Origin of the sequence: Pseudoruegeria sp. SHC-113, from assembly GCF_025376885.1 — a bacterium.
In the GTDB taxonomy this organism is placed as follows: Bacteria; Pseudomonadota; Alphaproteobacteria; order Rhodobacterales; family Rhodobacteraceae; genus Pseudoruegeria.
The window spans coordinates 2,429,410-2,447,770 of sequence record NZ_JAHUBR010000001.1; the positions used below are offsets into that span (position 1 = coordinate 2,429,410).

The 18,361-nt window shown below is 64.3% G+C and carries 17 protein-coding genes; 6 read left to right on the plus strand and 11 right to left on the minus strand.

Annotation, left to right across the window (positions count from 1 at the left end; translation table 11 throughout):
• Positions 1-135: 135 nt before the first annotated feature.
• From KVX96_RS12005 to KVX96_RS12050, 10 genes are all read right to left on the minus strand, one after another.
• The gene (locus KVX96_RS12005) at positions 136-912 is read right to left on the minus strand and encodes an enoyl-CoA hydratase-related protein (protein WP_261194711.1); all 777 of its coding nucleotides are present in this window, start codon (positions 910-912) and stop codon (positions 136-138) included.
• A gap of 78 nt (positions 913-990) precedes the next feature.
• Positions 991-1,467 (minus strand): cytochrome c-type biogenesis protein CcmH, encoded by a 477-nt coding sequence (locus tag KVX96_RS12010; protein ID WP_261194712.1) that lies wholly within the window; start codon positions 1,465-1,467, stop codon positions 991-993.
• A gap of 4 nt (positions 1,468-1,471) precedes the next feature.
• Complete coding sequence (locus KVX96_RS12015) at positions 1,472-3,448, minus strand: heme lyase CcmF/NrfE family subunit (protein WP_261194714.1); 1,977 nt, start codon at positions 3,446-3,448, stop codon at positions 1,472-1,474.
• A 198-nt stretch (positions 3,449-3,646) separates the two neighbouring features.
• Positions 3,647-4,180, minus strand: coding sequence for a holin family protein (locus KVX96_RS12020; protein WP_261194715.1), 534 nt, complete (start codon positions 4,178-4,180; stop codon positions 3,647-3,649).
• Positions 4,171-4,782, minus strand: a complete 612-nt coding sequence (locus KVX96_RS12025; protein WP_261194716.1) for a holin-associated N-acetylmuramidase — start codon at positions 4,780-4,782, stop codon at positions 4,171-4,173. The genes KVX96_RS12020 and KVX96_RS12025 overlap by 10 nt, the downstream gene beginning before the upstream one ends.
• Positions 4,783-4,848: 66 nt before the next feature.
• A complete protein-coding gene (gene ccmE / locus KVX96_RS12030) occupies positions 4,849-5,295 on the minus strand; it encodes a cytochrome c maturation protein CcmE (protein ID WP_261194717.1) in 447 nt (148 codons plus the stop codon).
• Between the two features lie 24 nt (positions 5,296-5,319).
• Complete coding sequence (argC, locus tag KVX96_RS12035) at positions 5,320-6,348, minus strand: N-acetyl-gamma-glutamyl-phosphate reductase (RefSeq protein WP_261194718.1); 1,029 nt, start codon at positions 6,346-6,348, stop codon at positions 5,320-5,322.
• A gap of 57 nt (positions 6,349-6,405) precedes the next feature.
• Positions 6,406-7,218: a glutamate racemase gene (gene murI / locus KVX96_RS12040; protein WP_261194719.1), complete on the minus strand. Its 813-nt coding sequence runs from the start codon at positions 7,216-7,218 to the stop codon at positions 6,406-6,408.
• Positions 7,219-8,106, minus strand: coding sequence for a lysophospholipid acyltransferase family protein (locus tag KVX96_RS12045; RefSeq protein WP_261194721.1), 888 nt, complete (start codon positions 8,104-8,106; stop codon positions 7,219-7,221). It abuts the gene before it with no gap.
• Between the two features lie 126 nt (positions 8,107-8,232).
• A complete protein-coding gene (locus KVX96_RS12050; RefSeq protein ID WP_261194722.1) occupies positions 8,233-11,652 on the minus strand; it encodes an indolepyruvate ferredoxin oxidoreductase family protein in 3,420 nt (1,139 codons plus the stop codon).
• Between the two features lie 159 nt (positions 11,653-11,811).
• Between KVX96_RS12050 and KVX96_RS12055 the strand changes: the two genes are divergently transcribed.
• The 6 genes from KVX96_RS12055 to KVX96_RS12080 all read left to right on the plus strand — a co-directional run bounded on the left by KVX96_RS12055 (position 11,812) and on the right by KVX96_RS12080 (position 17,335).
• On the plus strand, positions 11,812-12,729 hold the full coding sequence (locus tag KVX96_RS12055) for a LysR family transcriptional regulator (protein WP_261194723.1): 918 nt from the start codon (positions 11,812-11,814) through the stop codon (positions 12,727-12,729).
• A 627-nt stretch (positions 12,730-13,356) separates the two neighbouring features.
• On the plus strand, positions 13,357-15,516 hold the full coding sequence (gene purL, locus KVX96_RS12060) for a phosphoribosylformylglycinamidine synthase subunit PurL (RefSeq protein ID WP_261194724.1): 2,160 nt from the start codon (positions 13,357-13,359) through the stop codon (positions 15,514-15,516).
• Positions 15,497-16,054 (plus strand): hypothetical protein, encoded by a 558-nt coding sequence (locus tag KVX96_RS12065; RefSeq protein WP_261194725.1) that lies wholly within the window; start codon positions 15,497-15,499, stop codon positions 16,052-16,054. Before purL ends, KVX96_RS12065 begins: the two co-directional genes overlap by 20 nt.
• 29 nt (positions 16,055-16,083) lie before the next feature.
• Complete coding sequence (locus KVX96_RS12070; protein WP_261194727.1) at positions 16,084-16,326, plus strand: BolA/IbaG family iron-sulfur metabolism protein; 243 nt, start codon at positions 16,084-16,086, stop codon at positions 16,324-16,326.
• Between the two features lie 24 nt (positions 16,327-16,350).
• On the plus strand, positions 16,351-16,713 hold the full coding sequence (gene grxD, locus KVX96_RS12075) for a Grx4 family monothiol glutaredoxin (protein ID WP_261194728.1): 363 nt from the start codon (positions 16,351-16,353) through the stop codon (positions 16,711-16,713).
• Between the two features lie 274 nt (positions 16,714-16,987).
• Positions 16,988-17,335 (plus strand): DUF6693 family protein, encoded by a 348-nt coding sequence (locus KVX96_RS12080; RefSeq protein ID WP_261194730.1) that lies wholly within the window; start codon positions 16,988-16,990, stop codon positions 17,333-17,335.
• 10 nt (positions 17,336-17,345) lie between these two features.
• Here KVX96_RS12080 and KVX96_RS12085 read toward each other — a convergent pair whose 3' ends face one another.
• Positions 17,346-18,311: a Gfo/Idh/MocA family protein gene (locus KVX96_RS12085; protein WP_261194731.1), complete on the minus strand. Its 966-nt coding sequence runs from the start codon at positions 18,309-18,311 to the stop codon at positions 17,346-17,348.
• Positions 18,312-18,361: the final 50 nt, after the last annotated feature.

Below are 18,361 nucleotides of genomic sequence, written 5' to 3' on the forward strand. Positions count from 1 at the left end.
GGGGCGCTGCCCCTTTTGACCGTTCCGGCCAATTCACCCCGGGATATTTCGGGTCAGAAGATGGGGGCCCACTTTGTTCCCCAAATATCTCGGGGGAGTCGCCGAAGGCGGCGGGGGCAGAGCCCCCTGCTCGGCTTACCGGCCTTCGAAGCGGGCCGGGCGTTTTTCCATGAACGCCACGACACCTTCGCGGAAATCCCGCGTCTTGCCGCTTTCGCCCTGCAGGTGGGCTTCCAGCTCCAGCTGTTCGGTGAGGCCGTTCTTGTAAGTGGCGCGGATGGCTTCCTTGACGCGGGCATAGGCCGCGGTGGGGCCTGAGGCCAGTTTCTCGGCGCGGGCCTGCCAATGGGCGGCGAAGTCTTCCTCCGGCACGGCTTCCCAGATCATGCCCCAATCGGCGGCCTGGCGGGCCGGGATCGGCTCGGCGAAAAGGGCTGCGCCCATGGCTTTGGCAAAGCCCATCTGGCGCGGCATCCAGTAGGTGCCGCCGGCGTCCGGGATCAGGCCGATGCGAGTGAAGGCCTGCAGGAAGCTTGCTTTCTCCGAGGCGATGACCACGTCGGCAGCCAGCGCAAGGTTGGCTCCGGCCCCGGCGGCGCTGCCGTTGACGGCGGCGATGGTGGGGATGGGGCAATCGTAGATGGCTTCGAGCATCGGCATGTATTCGTCGCGCAGCAGGCGCTCCAGATCCATGTTCAGCACGTTGCTGCGGCTGCCCAGATCCTGCCCGGAACAGAAGGCCTTGCCGCGCCCGGTGATAACCAGCACCCGCGCGCTTTCCTGCGCGGCCTTAACGGCGTGCAGGATCTCTGCGCGCATCTGGGTGTCGAGCGCGTTCATCGCCTCGGGCCGGTCCAGGGTGAGCACCGCAACGCCGCCCCGTTCGCGCAGCTTGATGGCCTGATAGTTCATTGCGGGCATCCCTCTTCATTGCCACTCGTTGCGGCAAAGATAGGGACGGCCCGCGCCAAGCGAAAGCCCAACCCAGCGTTATTGCCCGAGAATATCCTTGAGCCGCGCGGTTTCCTCGGCGCTGAGCGCTTCCGCGCCCTCTGCCGCCACGGCGGCAGCGCTGCGGCGGCGCAGGTAGCCGATGCCGATGGCCAGCGCCACCAGTAGCATCAGGGGCCCGGCGAGCCAGAGCGCGATGTTGGCACCGCGCACCGTGGGCTGCAGCAGCACGTATTCGCCGTAGCGGTCCACGATGAAGTCCATCGCCTCCTCGTCGCTGTCGCCCGCGACGAGGCGTTCGCGCACCAGCAGGCGCAGGTCGCGCGCGAGCCCTGCGTTGCTTTCGTCGATGCTTTCGTTGCGGCAGACAAGGCAGCGCAGGCCCTTGGACAGCTCCCGCGCGCGGGCTTCCAGCACCGGATCCTCCAGCACCTCGTCAGGAAACACCGCGAAGGCGGGCGTAGGCGCGAGCGGCGCAAAAGCCATCGCCAGAAGCAGAGTCAGGATTCGCAGCATCGCCCTACTCCGCCGCCACGGCACCCGAGGGCGCGGTTTTGCGCGCGCCGGCGGCGACGCGGTAGCGGCGGTCGGTGAGGCTCAGCACGCCTCCGAGCGCCATGATGATGGAGCCCGCCCAGATCCAGTTGGCCAGCGGCTTGATATAGGTGCGCACGGCCCAGCCGCCATTGGCCTGCAGATCCCCGATCACGAGGTAGATGTCACGCAAGAACCCGTTGCGGATCGCGGCTTCGGTGGTTGGCATTTTCGCCACCGGGTAGACGCGTTTCTCCGGGCTCAGTACGGCGATAGTGCGGCCATCCTGTTCGACACGCAGATCCGCCATGGTGGAGAGGTAGTTGGGCCCCTGCACATCGCGCACGTCTTCCAGCGTGATTTCATAAGCGCCCACGGTGAAGCTTTCGCCCACCTGCACGACGCGGATGTCTTCTTGCTCCCAAGCAAGCAGGCCCGCAACGCCGATGGTGGTGATGCCGAAGCCGATATGGGCCACGGCCTTGCCCCAATCCGCGCGCGGCAGGTTCTTCAGGCGGCGCAGGCGGCTCGCGGCATCGGCACGCCCGGTGCGCAGCCAGAGATCCACCAGCGCGCCGCTCACGAGCCAGGCCCCGAGGCCGAGCCCAATGGGGCCAAGGGCGGAGCGGCCTGTTTGCATCGCCCAGACAAGAGCCATGACGGCAAGCGAGAACACGAAGGCCCCGCGCAGGCTGCGCAGCACCTTGCCAAGGTTCGCCCGCTTCCACGGCAGGATCGAGCCGATGGGCAAGATGATCGCCAGCGCCACCATGAAGGGGGTGAAGGCCATGTTGAAGAAGGGCGGGCCGACCGAGAGCTTGCGGTCAAACAGCAGTTCGGCGATCAGCGGCCAGATCGTGCCGAAGAAGACCACAAAGGCCGAGACTGCCAGCAGGATGTTGTTGAACAACAGCGCCCCTTCCCGGCTCACCGGCGCAAAGACACCCTTGGCTTCCATCGCGCCCGCGCGGGCGGCAAACAGCGTGAGCGCGCCGCCCATGAAGAAGGCGAGGATCAGCAGGATGAAGACGCCGCGCTCGGGATCGTTGGCGAAGGCATGCACGCTGGTGATCACGCCGGAGCGCACGATGAAGGTGCCGATCAGCGAGAACCCGAAGGCGAGGATAGCCAGCAGGATCGTCCAGCTTTTCAGGGCTTCGCGCTTCTCCACCACGATGGCGGAGTGCAGCAGGGCCGCCGCGATCAGCCAGGGCATGAAGGAGGCGTTTTCCACCGGATCCCAGAACCAGAAGCCGCCCCAGCCCAGCTCGTAATAGGCCCACCAGGAGCCAAGCGCGATGCCGATGGTGAGGAACATCCAGGCCGCCAACGTCCAGGGGCGCACCCAGCGGCCCCAGGCGGCGTCTACCCGGCCTTCCAGTAGCGCAGCCACGGCGAAGGAGAAGGACATCGAGAGCCCCACGTAGCCGAGGTAGAGGAACGGCGGGTGGAAGGCGAGGCCCGGATCCTGCAGCAGCGGGTTCAGATCCTGCCCGTCAAAGGGCGGCACCGCGAGGCGCAGGAAGGGGTTCGACGTGAAGAGGATGAAGGCGAAGAAAGCCACGGAGACCGAGGATTGCACCGCCAGCACGCGGGCGCGCAGGCGATCCGGCAGGCCTGCGCCAAACCACGCCGCACAGGCCCCAAAGAGCGTCAGGATCAGCACCCAGAGCAGCATCGAGCCCTCGTGGTTGCCCCAGACGCCGCTGACTTTGTAGAGCATCGGCTTCAGCGTGTGGGAGTTCAGCACCACCAGCCGCAGCGAGAAATCCGACACCACGAAGGCGTAGGTAAGCGCGGCGAAGCTGAAGGCGGTAAGCACGAATTGCACCGAGGCCGCCGGGATGGCGAGCGCCATCCAACTGCCCCAGCCTTTGTGGGCACCGATGAGGGGAACGATCGCCTGCACGATGGCAACGACGAAGGCGAGGATAAGGGCGAAGTGGCCAAGCTCTGCAATCATGGCGCAGATTTTAGCGCAAACGGCAAAACCGGCAATGCAAATGCGCGTGGCCGGAGGGGCCAGATTGTCACGCTTTCGTGGGAGCCGGCGGCGCGTCTAGAGCGTTTCGGATCAAATCTGAATCGCTTCTTCGCTGCCTCTCCCTTTGGTCGAACGCGAAAAGCGATGCAGAATGTTTCAGGTTATATCCGAAACGCTTCAGCCTGCGTCGCGCTGCCAATCGGCAAGGGCCGGGTTGTCGTGCAGAGCTTCTTCCGCGGGCGGGGCTTCCAGCGCGTCCAGCGCCTCGATATTGCCCATCACGCCCGGCACGCGGCTGTAGGTTTCGGCCAGAGCGCGTTGAAATTCCTGCCCTTTCACCTGATGGCGCGCGCCAAAATAGAAGGAGACGATGATGCCCAGAAGCCACCAGAGCGGCTCCGGCACCAGCGATAGCCCCGCCATGCGTGCCGCGAACCAGACGGGATCGGCCATCGCCGCCACGAACATCGCGAGAATGCCGAACACCAGCGCCGGGCGCGGCACGCGGTTGACCCCATCCATGAAGCGATCAAAGCCGCCCTTGCGGGGCACGGCAAACTCTGCGGCCAGTTGGGAGAGCGCGGCGTTCTGCAGGGTGAAGCCGCGTTGCGCGCTGCTCTCAGCGTTTTCGCGAAACACCTCCACCGTCTCCACAATGGCGTTGCGCCCGCCGCCAAACAGAAGGCTCATCAGCCCTGTCATCATGCCCATGCGGCGATCCTCGCGGCGTGTTGGGCGGCCGTCAGGTGGTATTTGGCCGAGATGAACTCCTCCGCCCGGCGGATCCAGCCACCCTTGCCACCATCGCGGCGGCGGGCGTATTTGCGGCTGGCGGGGCGGGCATCGGCGAGCGCGTAGTAGTAGTTGCGCCGCTCGATCCCGTAAGCATCGGCCAGATGGCGCGGCGCGCGGGCGTAGGCGGCTTTGGACACGGCGGCGGTCTGCGGGCCGATCACCCCGTCCACCGCGCAGTCAAACGCCATCTTGCGAAACATCCGCTGCAGGATCTTCACCGCGTTGCTGCCCGCGTTCACATACATGTCGAACACGCTGGCCTGCAGCGCCTCGGGCAGAAGCGCGATGCCGGGGCGCTCGAAATAATGCTTCAGGAAGATCTCCACCGCCTGATCGCGCGAAAGCCGGCGCACGTCGGCGGCATCCACGTCGCCATCGCCATCCAGATCCAGCCCCAGACGGCGCATCGTATGGATGGTGACGCCGTAGTTCGTCGCCCCGCCCGGATCGTCGGGATCGTTCACGTAACCGCCCTCACGGGCGATGATGGCCTCTGCAATGGCGCGTACATCGGGCATGAAAAAAGGCTCCCCAGCGTATCTCAGACGCCGGGAAGCCTTGATCAGAACCGGTTAAGAGCGGCTTCAGCTATCGTCCGATGGCTGGTAGACACCCTGCTCCTTGAGCGCGTCCACCACCTCTTTCGGCATGTAGGTCTCATCGTGTTTGGCAAGGATTTCCGTGGCTTCGAAGGTGCCGTTCACGTAAGAGCCGGTGCCCACCATGCCTTGCCCCTCTTCAAAGAGGTCGGGCAGGATGCCGGTGAAGGTGACAGGCACGGAGGCCCCGCCATCGGTGACCATGAAGCGGATCGCCTCGCCCTGCCCGCGCTCCAGCGTGCCTTCCTCCACCAGCCCGCCGATGCGGAAGACCTCGCCCGGCTCGGGCGGGGCTTCCACCACCTGCGAGGGGCTGCGGAAGAAGTTGATGCCATCGCGCAAGGCATAGCCGATCAGCGCCGTTGAGAGCAGAAGCGCCACCGCGGCGACGATGATCACCTGAATTCTGCGTTGCTTCTTGAGCCCTTTCACGGCGCGATCTCCTTCATTCTTTCGTTACGGGAACAGCGGGGCCAGCATCAGCCCCGTCGTCTCCTCAATGCCGAGCATCAGGTTGGCGTTCTGCAGCGCCTGACCGGACGAGCCCTTCGTCAGGTTGTCCAGCGCGGCGATCACGATGGCGCGGCCCTCGATCCGGTCCGCCACAACGCCGATATGGCAGAAGTTGCTGCCCCGGATGTGGCGGGTGGAGGGGTGCTCGCCGAACGGCAGCACTTCGATGAAAGGCTCCTCCCCGTAAGCGCCCGCAAGCACCGCGTGGATCTCCGCCGCATCGCCCTTTACGTATACGGTGGCGAGGATGCCGCGGTTGGCGGGCACCAGATGCGGGGTGAACTGGATCTTCACAGGGCGGCCCGCGATGGCCGAGAATTCCTGATCGAACTCGCCCAGGTGCCGGTGCGTGCCGCCAGCCGCATAGGCGTGGTAGCCTTCAGACAGCTCGGCATGCAGGAGGTTTTCCTTCAAGCTGCGCCCGGCGCCAGACACGGCAGCCTTCAGATCGAGGATGATCTCGTCCAGATCGATCACGCCGGCCTCGATCAGCGGGCGCAGGGCGAACTGGCCGGTGGCCGCGTTGCAGCCCGTGCCTGCCACGAGCCGGGCCTGCCTGATCTCTTCACGGTAGAATTCGGTAAGCCCGTAAACGGCCTCGGCCTGCTGCTCCAGCGCGGCATGGGGGCCGCCGTACCATTTTGCGTAGGCCTCGGGATCGCGCAGCCGGAAATCGGCGGAAAGATCGACGATTTTCAAATGCTTGGGCAATTCGCGGATCACCGCCTGGCTGGTGGCGTGGGGCAGCGCGCAGAAGCACAGATCCACGCCTGCGAAATCGATCTCGTCAATGGTGACAAGCGTGGGCAGATCGAGATGGCGCAGATGCGGGAAGACGCTGGCCATGGTCTGGCCCGCCTTGCGATCCGCCGACAGCGCGACGATCTCCATCTCGGGGTGGGTGGCGATCAGCCGGACAAGCTCGGCGCCGGTGTAGCCGGAGGCACCCAGAATGGCGATTTTATGGGTCATGATGCTGACCTTTCGAAGACTTGGGGAAGATGTAGGATCAAAGCGGCGCGGCCGCAATCAGGCGGCCTGAAACGTGATCTTTCGTCGCAAGAAGCGGGTGGCCCTGTCAGACACGCGCGCCGGATCGCCGGTGGTGAGGAACAGGCTTTCTTCACCGGGGCCGCGCATCTTGGGGTGGCGTTTCAGGTAATCCTCCAGCGAGGCGGCCACGAGATTGGCCTGGCTGAACACCTGCACCTGCGGGCCGAGGGCGGCCTGGAAAGCTTCCTCCATCAGCGGGTAATGGGTGCAACCCAGAATGGCGGCCTCAGGCTCGGGCATGCGCCGCTGCAGCGCTTCCACATGAGAGCGCACCATGGCTTCGGCGAGGATCTCGTCGCCCTCCTCAATCGCGTCCACAAGCCCGCCACAGGGCTGGGCCTCAACATCCACACCGATGGCGCGGAAGGCCAGCTCGCGCTGGAAGGCCCGGCTGCGCACGGTGGCGGGCGTGGCAAAGAGCGCCACGTGCTTCACGCCCACTTCGCGCGGCGGGGAGTTGTCGCCCCACTGCCGCTCGGTCAGCGCTTCGATCAGGGGCACGAAGACGCCAAGCACGCGCTTCTCGGGCGGCACCCAGCTTTCCTGCATCCGGCGCAGGGCGGCGGCCGAGGCCGTATTGCAGGCCAGGATCACCAGATCGCAGCCGGCCTCCCAGAGCCGCTCCACGGCGGCGGTGGTGAGGGCGTAGATGTCCTCTGCGTCGCGCACGCCGTAGGGCGCATGGGCGTTGTCGCCGAAATAGACGAAGGGCACGTCCGGCAGACGTTTGCTCACCGCGTCCAGCACGGTCAGGCCACCAAGGCCAGAATCAAAAATACCGACAGCCATCTACTTGCCCAAAACCTTGTATTTGTCCTCGAATTCAAAGCCGTATTCGAGCGATTTCAACGGGGTTGGGGATAGCTCATACGTGGCTTTGCGCAGGAAATCCATCATGGCTTTGGGATCGCGGGAAAGTTCGCGCAGTTTTTGCGGATCGATCGGCGCGCCCACGCTGATGCGCACCGGCGCATTGGTGCGTTTCTTGAACTCCTTGATCAGCAAGCCCAGCCGCAGGGTCTGGTGCAGGTGGCTGGCGATCTGGAACAGGCGCGAGTTGTGGCCTTCAAAGAAGATCGGCACCACCGTGGCATCGGACCGCGCCACCATCTTGGCGGTGAAATTGCGCCAGCCCGGATCCATCGGCTTGGCGAAAGGCGTGGCGGCGGTGGAGACGGTGCCGCCCGGAAAGATGCCGATGGCCCCACCCTGCCCCAGAAACCGCAGCGCTTCGGTGCGGGTTTCGAGGTTGAGCTTCATCGCCTCCTTGGTGGCGTCAAAACTGATCGGCAGGATGAAGCGGTTCAGATCCTCGGCCTTCTGAAACACGTTGTTGGCCATGATGCGGAAATCGCCGCGCGTGGTGGCAAGGATATGCCCCATCATCAGCCCGTCGAGAATGCCGTAAGGGTGATTGGAGACAAGGATCAGCGGCCCTTCGCGCGGGATCGCCTGCAGCGAGCCCTGCACCACGTCAAGGCTCAGCCCGTAGCGCCCCATCATCACCTGCCAGAAATCCGCACCATTGGCGACGTCCAGCTCATAGCCCCGCGCGCGTCGGATCAGCCCCATGCGCCCGGTGGCGTTCTCCAGTACGCGGATCACCGCACGGCCGCCCTTGGTGGCGGCGGAAGAGGCATAGCTGATGTCTCTGGCAACGCGGGATGTGGATGTCATCGGCGTTCGTCTCGCTAAGGTGCCATCTGGCGCATGGCCTGCACATAATGGGGTGCGCGAGTCCATGCCAGAGGCGATGACGTTTTCACGACACCGCCTCCGGATTTTCGCCGATCTGTGCTGCGTTCAGGCCGCAACCGGCGTAGCGGCGGGCTTGCCGGACCGGATCTCGGCCAGAAGCTCCTCTCGGCGCAGCATGGCGGCTTTCTCGGCGGCTTCCTTCACCGGGCCGAAACCACGGATCTGCAGGGGAATGCGCGCAAGCTCGCAGGCGGCCTGCAACGTGGCAGGCTTCACGAGGTGGATCACCTCGGCCATGTCGGCCTCATACTGCCGGATCAGAGCACGTTCGCGCTTGCGCTCCGCCGTGTAGCCAAAGGGATCAAACGGCGTGCCGCGCAGGCGCTTTAGTCGGGCCAGCATGCGGAAGGTCCGCAGCATCCCCGGCCCATAGGCCTTTTTAAGCGGGCGGCCGTTGGAGCCCTCTTTGGAGAGCAGCGGCGGGGCGAGGTGGAAGGTCATCTTGAACTCGCCGTCAAACTGCGCGCGGGCCTTCTCTTCGCTGTCCAGATGCAGGCGGGCGACCTCGTATTCGTCCTTGTAGGCCAGCGCCTTGTGGTAGCCCAGCGCCACGGCCTCGCGCAGTTCGGGGTTCTCCACCTTCTCAAGGAAGGTCTGGTAGCGGCGGGCAAGGCGGGCGTTCTGATAGGCGGTCAGATGCGTGGCGCGGAAGGCGATCTTTTCTTCCAGCGTCTTGGGCTTTTGCACAACCTTCGGCGCGGCCAGCGCGGCGGCGTCTTCCGGGTGAGCCACGGCCCAGCGCCCGATCTCAAACGCCTTCTTGTTGCCTTCCACGGCGGCCTTGTTCATCTCGATGGCAGTGAGGATGGCTTCGCGGGAGAGCGGCACCAGCCCCTGCTGCCAGGCCGCGCCCAGCATGATCATGTTGGAGAAGATGCTGTCGCCCAGCGCCTTGGCGGCCAGATCGGAGGCGTCAAACATCGCCAGACGATCCTGTAGACGCGCCTGCAGCGCCAGTTCCAGCCGCTCGGTGGGCAGGCGGAAATCGGCGTTGCGGGTGAAATCGCCGGTGATGATCTCATGGCTGTTCACCACAGCCCCGGTGCGCCCCGTGCGCATCAGGCCAATCGTCTTGGCCCCGGCCGTCACCACCAGATCGCCGCCGATCACCGCATCGGCCTCTCCTGTGGCCACGCGGATCGCGGAAATATCCTCGGGCTTGTTGGCCAGACGGCAATGGATATGCACCGCGCCGCCCTTCTGGGCGAGGCCGGCCATCTCCATCATGCCCGCGCCCTTGCCGTCCAGATGCGCGGCCATCGCAAGGATCGCCCCGATGGTGACAACGCCTGTGCCCCCCACCCCGGTGATCACCACGTTATGGGTGCCGTTGATCGCGGGCAGGTCGGGCTCCGCCAGATCGGGCAGCTTGAACTCGGCGGCCTTCTCCTTGCGCAGGGTGGCCCCTTCCAGCGTGATGAAGGACGGGCAGAAGCCGTTCACGCAGGAAAAATCCTTGTTGCAGGAGGATTGATCGATGGCGCGCTTGCGGCCCAGCTCGGTTTCCACCGGCACGATGGAGACGCAGTTGCTCTGCACCCCGCAATCGCCGCAGCCTTCGCAAACGTCGGTGTTGATGAACACCCGCTTGTCCGGGTCGGGGAAGCTGCCCCGCTTGCGGCGGCGGCGTTTCTCGGCGGCGCAGGTCTGGATGTAGATGATGGCGGAAACGCCCTTCACCTCGGCCATCTCGCGCTGGATCTTCATCAGATCGGCGCGCTCGGCCTTGCGGATCCCGGTGGGGAAGCCCGCGAAATCGACTTCCTCCTTGGCGTCATAGACAACCGCGATCTCCTGCACACCCATGGCGCGGATCTCCTGCGCGATGCGCTGCGGGGTCAGATCGCCCTCGTTCTCCTGCCCGCCCGTCATGGCGACGGCATCGTTGAAGAGGATCTTGTAGGTGATGTTGGCATCCGAGGCGAGCGCGGCACGGATCGCCTGTACGCCCGAGTGGTTGTAAGTGCCATCGCCAAGGTTCTGGAACACATGCGGACGGCTGGAGAAGGGGGCCTCCCCGATCCAGTTCGCCCCCTCGCCCCCCATATGGGTGAAGCCCGAGGTCTCGCGGTCCATCCACAGGGTCATGATGTGGCAGCCGATCCCGGCATAGGCGCGGCTGCCATCCGGCAGCTTGGTGGAGGAGTTATGCGGGCAGCCCGAGCAGAAGTAGGGCGTGCGGGTGGCGATCTCTTCGGCGTTGTCGGCGCGCTGTGCCTCCACAAGGCTCGCAAGCCCGGCCTTGATGCGGTCGGTGCCGCGCCCTTCCTCCACGAGGATGCCGCCGATCTTCTCGGCGATCATCACCGGATCCAGCGCGGCGCGCGTCGGGAAGAGCTCATCGCGGTGCATGCCGCCCGCGCCGCCCTTGTACCAGCCATAGACGCGGCGGCCCTGGCGATCATCAAAGATCGCTTCCTTGATCTGAACCTCGATCAGCTTGCGCTTCTCTTCCACCACCACGATCAGCTCAAGATCCTCGGCCCAGTCGTGGAAGCCCTTCATGTCCATCGGGAAGGTCTGGCCGATCTTGTAGGTGGTGATCCCAAGCCGCTCGGCCTCGGCCTCGTCGATCCCCAGAAGCTGCAGCGCATGGGTGAGATCGAGCCAGTTCTTGCCCGCCGCCACGAAACCGATCTTCGCCCCCGGCTTACCCCAGACGCGCTTGTCCATCTTGTTGGCATGGGAGAACGCTTCCGCCGCGAAACGCTTGTAATCGATCATCCGCGCCTCTTGCGGCACCCAGTGATCGTTGAGCCGGATGTTGAGCCCGCCCTGCGGCATCTCGAACTCCGGCAGGACGAATTGCATCCGGTCGGGGCTGCCATCGACCACGCTGGTGACCTCGATCGTGTCCTTCATCACCTTGAGCCCGGCCCAGACCCCGGCAAAGCGGGAGAGCGCAAAGCCGTAGAGGCCGTAATCCAGAATCTCCTGCACACCCGCAGGCGAGAGCACCGGCATATAGGCATCCACCATCGCCCAGTCGGACTGGTGGCACACGGTGGAGCTTTCCCCGGTGTGATCATCCCCCATCGCCATCAGCACGCCGCCATGCTTGCTGGTGCCCGCCATATTAGCGTGGCGCATCACGTCGCCGGTGCGGTCCACGCCGGGGCCCTTGCCGTACCAGAGGCCAAAGACGCCATCATGCACGCCCTCCCCGCGCAGCTCTGCCTGCTGGGTGCCCCAGAGCGCGGTGGCGGCGAGATCCTCGTTCAGGCCGGGGTGAAACTTGATGTCGGCGGCTTCCAGATCCTTCTTCGCCTTGCTCATCATCAGATCCACCGCGCCAAGGGGCGAGCCGCGATAGCCCGACACATAGCCTGCCGTGTTCAGCCCGGCAGCCGTATCGCGTGCCTTCTGCATCAACATGAGGCGCACCAGCGCCTGCGTGCCATTGAGCAGAACCGGGGATTTTGTGAGATCGTAGCGGTCGTGGAGCGAAACGGGTTGCTGTGTCATGCTTTCCTCCCAACAGGACATTAGCTTACCACTATTTTAGGTCAAAAATGCTGACCTACAATCGAAAATTGACGCCTTGTCACGGTTTTATTAAGAGCCGGCCCCTAAAGAAATAATTGTGCTATACAGGCGCCAGACAGGGAAACGGTTCGGAAGAAAATGGACTGGGATAAGCTAAGAATATTTCATGCGGTGGCAGATGCGGGCAGCCTCACACACGCCGGGGAAACACTTCACCTCTCGCAATCGGCCGTCAGCCGGCAGATTCGCGCCCTTGAGGAAAGCCTCGGAACCACGCTGTTCCACCGCCACGCGCGCGGGCTGATTCTCACCGAACAGGGCGAGCTGCTGTTTGACGCCACCTCCTCCATGACGCGCCGGCTCGATGCGGCCTCTGCCCGCATCCGCGACAGCGAGGATGAGGTGTTCGGCGAGCTGCGTGTCACCACCACGCTGGGCTTTGGCACGCTCTGGCTCGCCCCGCGCCTGCCCAAGCTCTATGAGAAATACCCCGAACTGAAGATCGACCTTATGCTCGAAGAGCGGGTTCTGGATCTGCCCATGCGCGAAGCCGATGTGGCGATCCGCATGAAGGAGCCCAGCCAGGCCGATCTGATCCGCCGCCGCCTGATGAGCGTGAGCATGCGCCTCTACGCCACCAAGGAATACCTCGATCGCAACGGCCGCCCCGAAACGATGGAGGATCTCTCGACCCATCGGCTGATCTGTCAGAACGTCTCTGCCGCACAGGTAAGCGCGGGCACCAACCTCGTGAAGGAACTGCTCACCTACGACATGCGCTCCACCCTCACGGTGAACAACTACTTCGGCGTGCTGCAGGGGGTGATCAACCATCTCGGCATCGGGGTGCTGCCGGATTACGTCTCCGAGATGTTCGTGGAAGATCGTGTGGGCCTGCCCGCGCTGGAGCGTGTTCTGCCGGAAGTGGAATCCTCAGAGATCCCGGTCTACCTCGCCTACCCGGAAGAGCTGCGCCACTCGCAGCGGATCGCGGCGTTCCGCGATTTCGTCACACAGGAAATCATGGAGTATCGCAAGCGCACACGCGACGATTGAGCCCGCCATGGCGCGGCTATCCCCTTCTTTTTATGGAACGGAGCAGCCCTCAGCGCGCAACCATCACTCTGGCAATCTGTGGCAGCCATGCATCAAACGCATATCGGCTTTGCTGCAATGCGACATTTTTCTTCTTGAATGGGGTGAGTCTGCCCCATAAATAGCAATCAGCAGCGGCAATAGAGTTCGCTCTTGCCGCTACTACCTCCCTGTTGGACTTAGGCCGAGCTTTGTCTCGGCCTTTTTTTTCGCGCTTTTTGCAGTGCCGCACGGGAGCATCGCACCAAAACCCCAATTCAAGGCGCTTTGAAAGATGCTGTGCCCGCACCATTTTGCAAGTGCAGAAAAAGCGCAAAGGTGACGTAAGGGCATCCCCGCAAGCGCGCATGGCTTGCCCAAAGCCGCAGCGCGCTTCCGCAGCGCCTGCTGAAAACACCGGCAAAATTTGAACGAATGGTCAGCTATTACAGTGCCTAACGCCACTTCAGCACACCCCCGCCGCACCTCAGACGCAAATAACATCGGGAATCGCCCGGATTCGCCCCGTCTGCGGCGCAGCGCCCCTTTTCCCGCGCCCGCAACTGCCCTAAGAGAGCGCCAGACTTCCGCGAGCAAGGGCCGATACGCATGCAAGAACCCGCCATCACCGAAGATCTGATCGCCAGCCACGGGCTGTCCCCGGATGAATACGCGCGCATCCTCGAGATCATCGGACGTGAACCGACCTTCACCGAGCTTGGCATCTTCTCGGCCATGTGGAACGAGCACTGCTCTTACAAATCCTCCAAGAAGTGGCTGCGCACCCTGCCCACCGAAGGCCCGCAGGTGATCTGCGGCCCCGGCGAGAACGCAGGCGTCGTGGACATCGGCGATGGTCAGGCCGTCGTCTTCAAGATGGAAAGCCACAACCACCCCTCCTACATCGAGCCCTATCAGGGCGCGGCCACCGGCGTGGGCGGCATCCTGCGCGATGTTTTCACCATGGGTGCCCGCCCCATCGCCGCGATGAACGCGCTTTCCTTTGGCGAGCCGAGCCATCCGAAAACGCGCCAGCTGGTGAACGGCGTGGTGGAAGGCGTGGGCGGCTACGGCAACTGCTTCGGCGTGCCCACCGTGGGCGGCGAAGTCCGCTTCCACCCCGCCTATAACGGCAACTGCCTCGTGAACGCCTTCGCCGCCGGCCTCGCGCCTGCCGATGGCATCTTCTACTCCGCCGCCTCCGGCGTGGGCATGCCGGTGGTCTACCTCGGCGCCAAGACGGGCCGCGACGGCGTGGGCGGGGCCACCATGGCCTCTGCCGAATTTGACGACACCATCGAGGAAAAGCGCCCCACGGTGCAGGTGGGCGACCCCTTCACCGAAAAGCGCCTGATGGAAGCCTGCCTTGAGCTGATGCAGACAGGCGCAGTGATCTCCATTCAGGATATGGGCGCAGCGGGCCTCACCTGCTCCGCCGTGGAAATGGGCGACAAGGGCAAGCTGGGCATCCGTCTGCAGCTTGAAAACGTGCCCCAGCGCGAAGTGGACATGACGGCCTACGAGATGATGCTCTCGGAAAGCCAGGAGCGCATGCTCATGGTGCTCAAGCCCGAGAAAGAGGCCGAGGCACGGGCCGTCTTTGAGAAATGGGATCTGGATTTCGCCATCGTCGGCGAGACCATCGCCGAGGATCGCTTCCTGATCGAGCACAATGGCGTGGTGAAAGCCGATCTGCCGCTCTCCAAGCTCTCCTCCACCGCACCTGAATACGATCGCCCCTGGGTGGCGACGCCCGCTGCCGATCCGCTCGGCGATGTGCCGGAGGTGAACCCGATCGATGGTCTGCGCGCCCTGCTCGCCTCGCCGAACTACGCTGGCAAGCAGTGGGTCTATGAGCAATACGACACGATGGTCATGGCCGACACCGCCCGCACCCCGGGCCTTGGCGCGGGCATCGTGCGCGTGCACGGCTCCGGCAAGGCGCTGGCCTTCACCTCCGACGTGACCCCGCGCTACGTGAAAGCCAACCCCACCGAGGGCGGCAAGCAGGCGGTGGCCGAAGCCTACCGCAACCTCACCGCCGTGGGCGCGAAGCCTCTGGCGACGACGGACAACCTCAACTTCGGCAACCCGGAGAAGCCCGAGATCATGGGCCAGTTCGTGGGCGCGATCAAAGGCATCGGCGCCGCCTGCGCGGCGCTGGATATGCCCATCGTTTCCGGCAACGTCTCGCTCTACAACGAAACGGATGGCTCCGCGATCCTGCCCACCCCGACCATCGGGGCCGTGGGGCTGATCGCCAATGTGGAGGAGGCCATTACCGGGCAGGTCCGCGAGGGTCATGTGGCGCTCGTTCTGGGGGCCACGGCGGGCCATCTGGGCCAGTCCGCGCTGCTGGCCGAGGTCTTCAACCGCGAAGAGGGCGATGCCCCGGCGGTGGATCTGGAGGCCGAGCGGGCCCATGGTGATTTCATCCGCGCCAATGCCGCGCTGATCACCGCCTGCACCGATCTTGCCGATGGCGGGCTGGCGCTTGCCGCTTTCGAGCTGGCCGAGGCGGCCTCCGTGGGCGTGGTGCTGGAGAGCGGCGAGACGCCCTTCCTCTTTGGCGAAGATCAGGCCCGCTACCTGATCGCCTGCAACTTCGATCAGGCCGAAGCCCTGATGGCCGCCGCCGCACAGGCCGGGCTGCATCTGGAAAGCGTGGGTCGTTTTGGCGGCTCCGAGGTGAGCCTTGGCGGCACCGCCGCACCGCTCGCCGATCTGGCCGCAACCTTCCGGACGAGCTTTGCAGAGGCCGTCGCCTGATCCCGCCTTTCAGGCAGAGTGCGGCCAATGCGCCGCGCTCTGCTGCCTTGCGCTGCATTTCGATGCCGGGGATCGCTTCGCGATAGACAAGCCCGCAGGCACCCCCTGCCCCAATCTCGCAGGCCATCTTTGCTCCATCCACGATCACCTCACGAAGGCTGGGTTTCCCGGCTGCGTGGCCTATGATTGCACCGGCGCGGGGCAACGGGTGACGCAGGAGCTGTTTGCCGGGGCCAGCTGGCGCGACGATCCTTCGCTGATCGCACCGATGATGGAAGGCTTTCGCCTGATGCGCCGCCTGCAGGAAGCTCTGCAGATGCTGGCGCTGGCCGCAGAGCTTCCGCTGTCGCCAGCCTCTGCCACGGAATGTGCCGCCCTGCGGCTGCGCCTCGCGGACCCGGCGGAGGGCTGGAGCCTGCCCGCCCTGCACAAGCTTGAGGCAGAGCGGGTGTTTGACGCGGTCACGACCTTCCTGAAATCGCTGCGCAGCGAGATTGCCGCGCCGGGCTCCCTTGCAGAGCCCCGCGCGCAGGACTAGGTTCGCCACAAGAGGAAAGGAACCCACCGATGGCCATGCAGGCAGAAGAGATCGAATCCCTGATCCGCGCCGCCTTCCCGGCAGCGAAAATCACCATCACGGACCTCGCAGGCGACGGCAATCACTACGCCGCCGAGGTCATCGACGAAAGCTTCCGCGGCCAGAACCGTGTTCAGCAGCAACGCGCCGTCTACGCCGCCCTTCAGGGCAAGATGGACGGCAGCCACGGCGAGCTGCACGCGCTGGCCCTCACCACAAAGGCACCGGCCTGAGGGCCGCAGGAAAGGACGCAACCCATGTCTGACGCGCAGACCCAGATCGACGAAACCGTGAAAGCCCACGACGTGGTGCTTTTCATGAAGGGCACCAAATCCATGCCGCAATGCGGCTTCTCCTCCCGCGTGGCGGGCGTGCTGAACTACATGGGCGTGGATTATGCCGATGTGAACGTGCTGGCCGATGAGGCGATCCGCTCCGGCATCAAGGAATATTCCGACTGGCCGACGATCCCGCAGCTCTACGTGAAGGGCGAATTCGTGGGCGGATGCGATATCGTCACCGAGATGACGCTCTCGGGCGAACTGGACACGCTGTTTGAGGAAAGCGGCGTCACCTACAACAAAGAAGCCGCTGACAAGATCCGCGAAGCAAACGCCTGATCCGGCTGGCATTCGTATGCTGAAACCCCGCGTCTCTGGCGCGGGGTTTTCTTTTTTCACCGGAGCGCCAGCTCCGGTTCGCCCCCATTTCAGGTGAACCGCCCGGCGGCACGCCGGGCAGCGCCCGCCCCGCCCCACGGGCGGGCGCTGCCCTCCGTTCCCCTGCCAATGCCAGCACAGGGCGTGGCAGGCAAAATAGGACGAAAGACAGCTTGCACACCAAGCGCTTCCCGCGTTCAACTCGGGCACACCCGTTTCAGCCAAGAGTTGCCCGATGCCTTCCGTTCTTCACAATGCCTTCCGCCTGCAATGCGATTTCTCCGTCGCCGACGCGATCCTGAACGCGATCCTCTGGTTCGTGCTCACCATCATCACGCTGGGCCTCGCCGCCTTCCTCTTTCCCTTCTACCTGCCGAAAGTGGTGCTGAACAAAACGCAAGTCATCGATCTGGACGGCAACCGCGTCGGCCAGATGGTCTGCGACATCTCGCTGGGCAATGTGATCGTCTCGGCGCTGATCTGGTGGGTCCTGACGATCCTCACGCTGGGGCTCGCCTATTTCGTCTACATCTACCGCGTCTACCGGATCATCCTGAACGAAACCCGGCTGCAGTTCGACTAAACCCCAGCCCCTACTCCGCCGCGAAGATCATATCGATCATCGCCTGCGTTCCGCGGGAGAACTCAAGCGGGCACGGATAGTCCGCGCCTTCACGCACAGAGCGGCCGAAATTCTCCACCTGCAACATGTAGTGGTTTACGCCCGGAAAGCGCTCGATGCGCTTGGCCATGCCGGGCTGATCCACCACGATCTCGGCCTGGGAATAGACATTGGCGTTGAAGGGCGCGGTGAGGCGCACGATGCCTTCTGTGCCGTGAAACGTCATCTCCTGACGCGGGAACATGCGCATCGACACCGTTGCCGCATAGGTGAAGGAGGGAAACTGGGCCTGCGCGTGGCTCACCACGTCCACGCCGTTTTCCCGCATGATCTGCGCCGTGGCGCTCACCGGCTCCTCGCCCGTCACGAAACGGGCCGAGCCGTAGGTATAGACGCCAATATCCGGGATCGCGCCGCCGCCGGTCTCGGGGCGGTTGCGGATGTTGCTGGTGTCGGCGCGGTTGTCGTAGCTGAAGAAGCCGTCCACATGGAGCAGATCGCCGATCGCGCCGGTCTGCACCAACTCGCGCGCACGCTGCCATTGCGGGTGGTGGACGATCATATAGGCCTCCGCCACGAGAAGGCCCGAGGCATCGCGCAGGGCGATCAGCTCGTCGATTTCTTCGGCCTTCATCGCGATGGGCTTTTCACAGAGCACATGCTTTCCGACCGCCACCGCCTTCTTCACCCATTCCACGTGCAGATGGTTGGGCAGCGGGATGTAGACCGCATCGATCGACGGATCGGCCAGCAGATCCTCATAGGAAAGATGCACCTTAAGATCCGGGCAGAATTCCTTGAAGCCTTGGGCTTTTTCCTCAGCAGAAGTAGCCAGCGCCGCCAGCCGCGCGCCCTTGGCGGCATGGATCGCCGGCGCCATATGCTCCCGCGCGAATTTGGCCGCGCCCAAAATGCCCCAGTTCACAACAGCTTGCATGAAAATAGCCTCCCTGATTTCGCAGGGAGGCTACCATCAAGCGGCGAAGG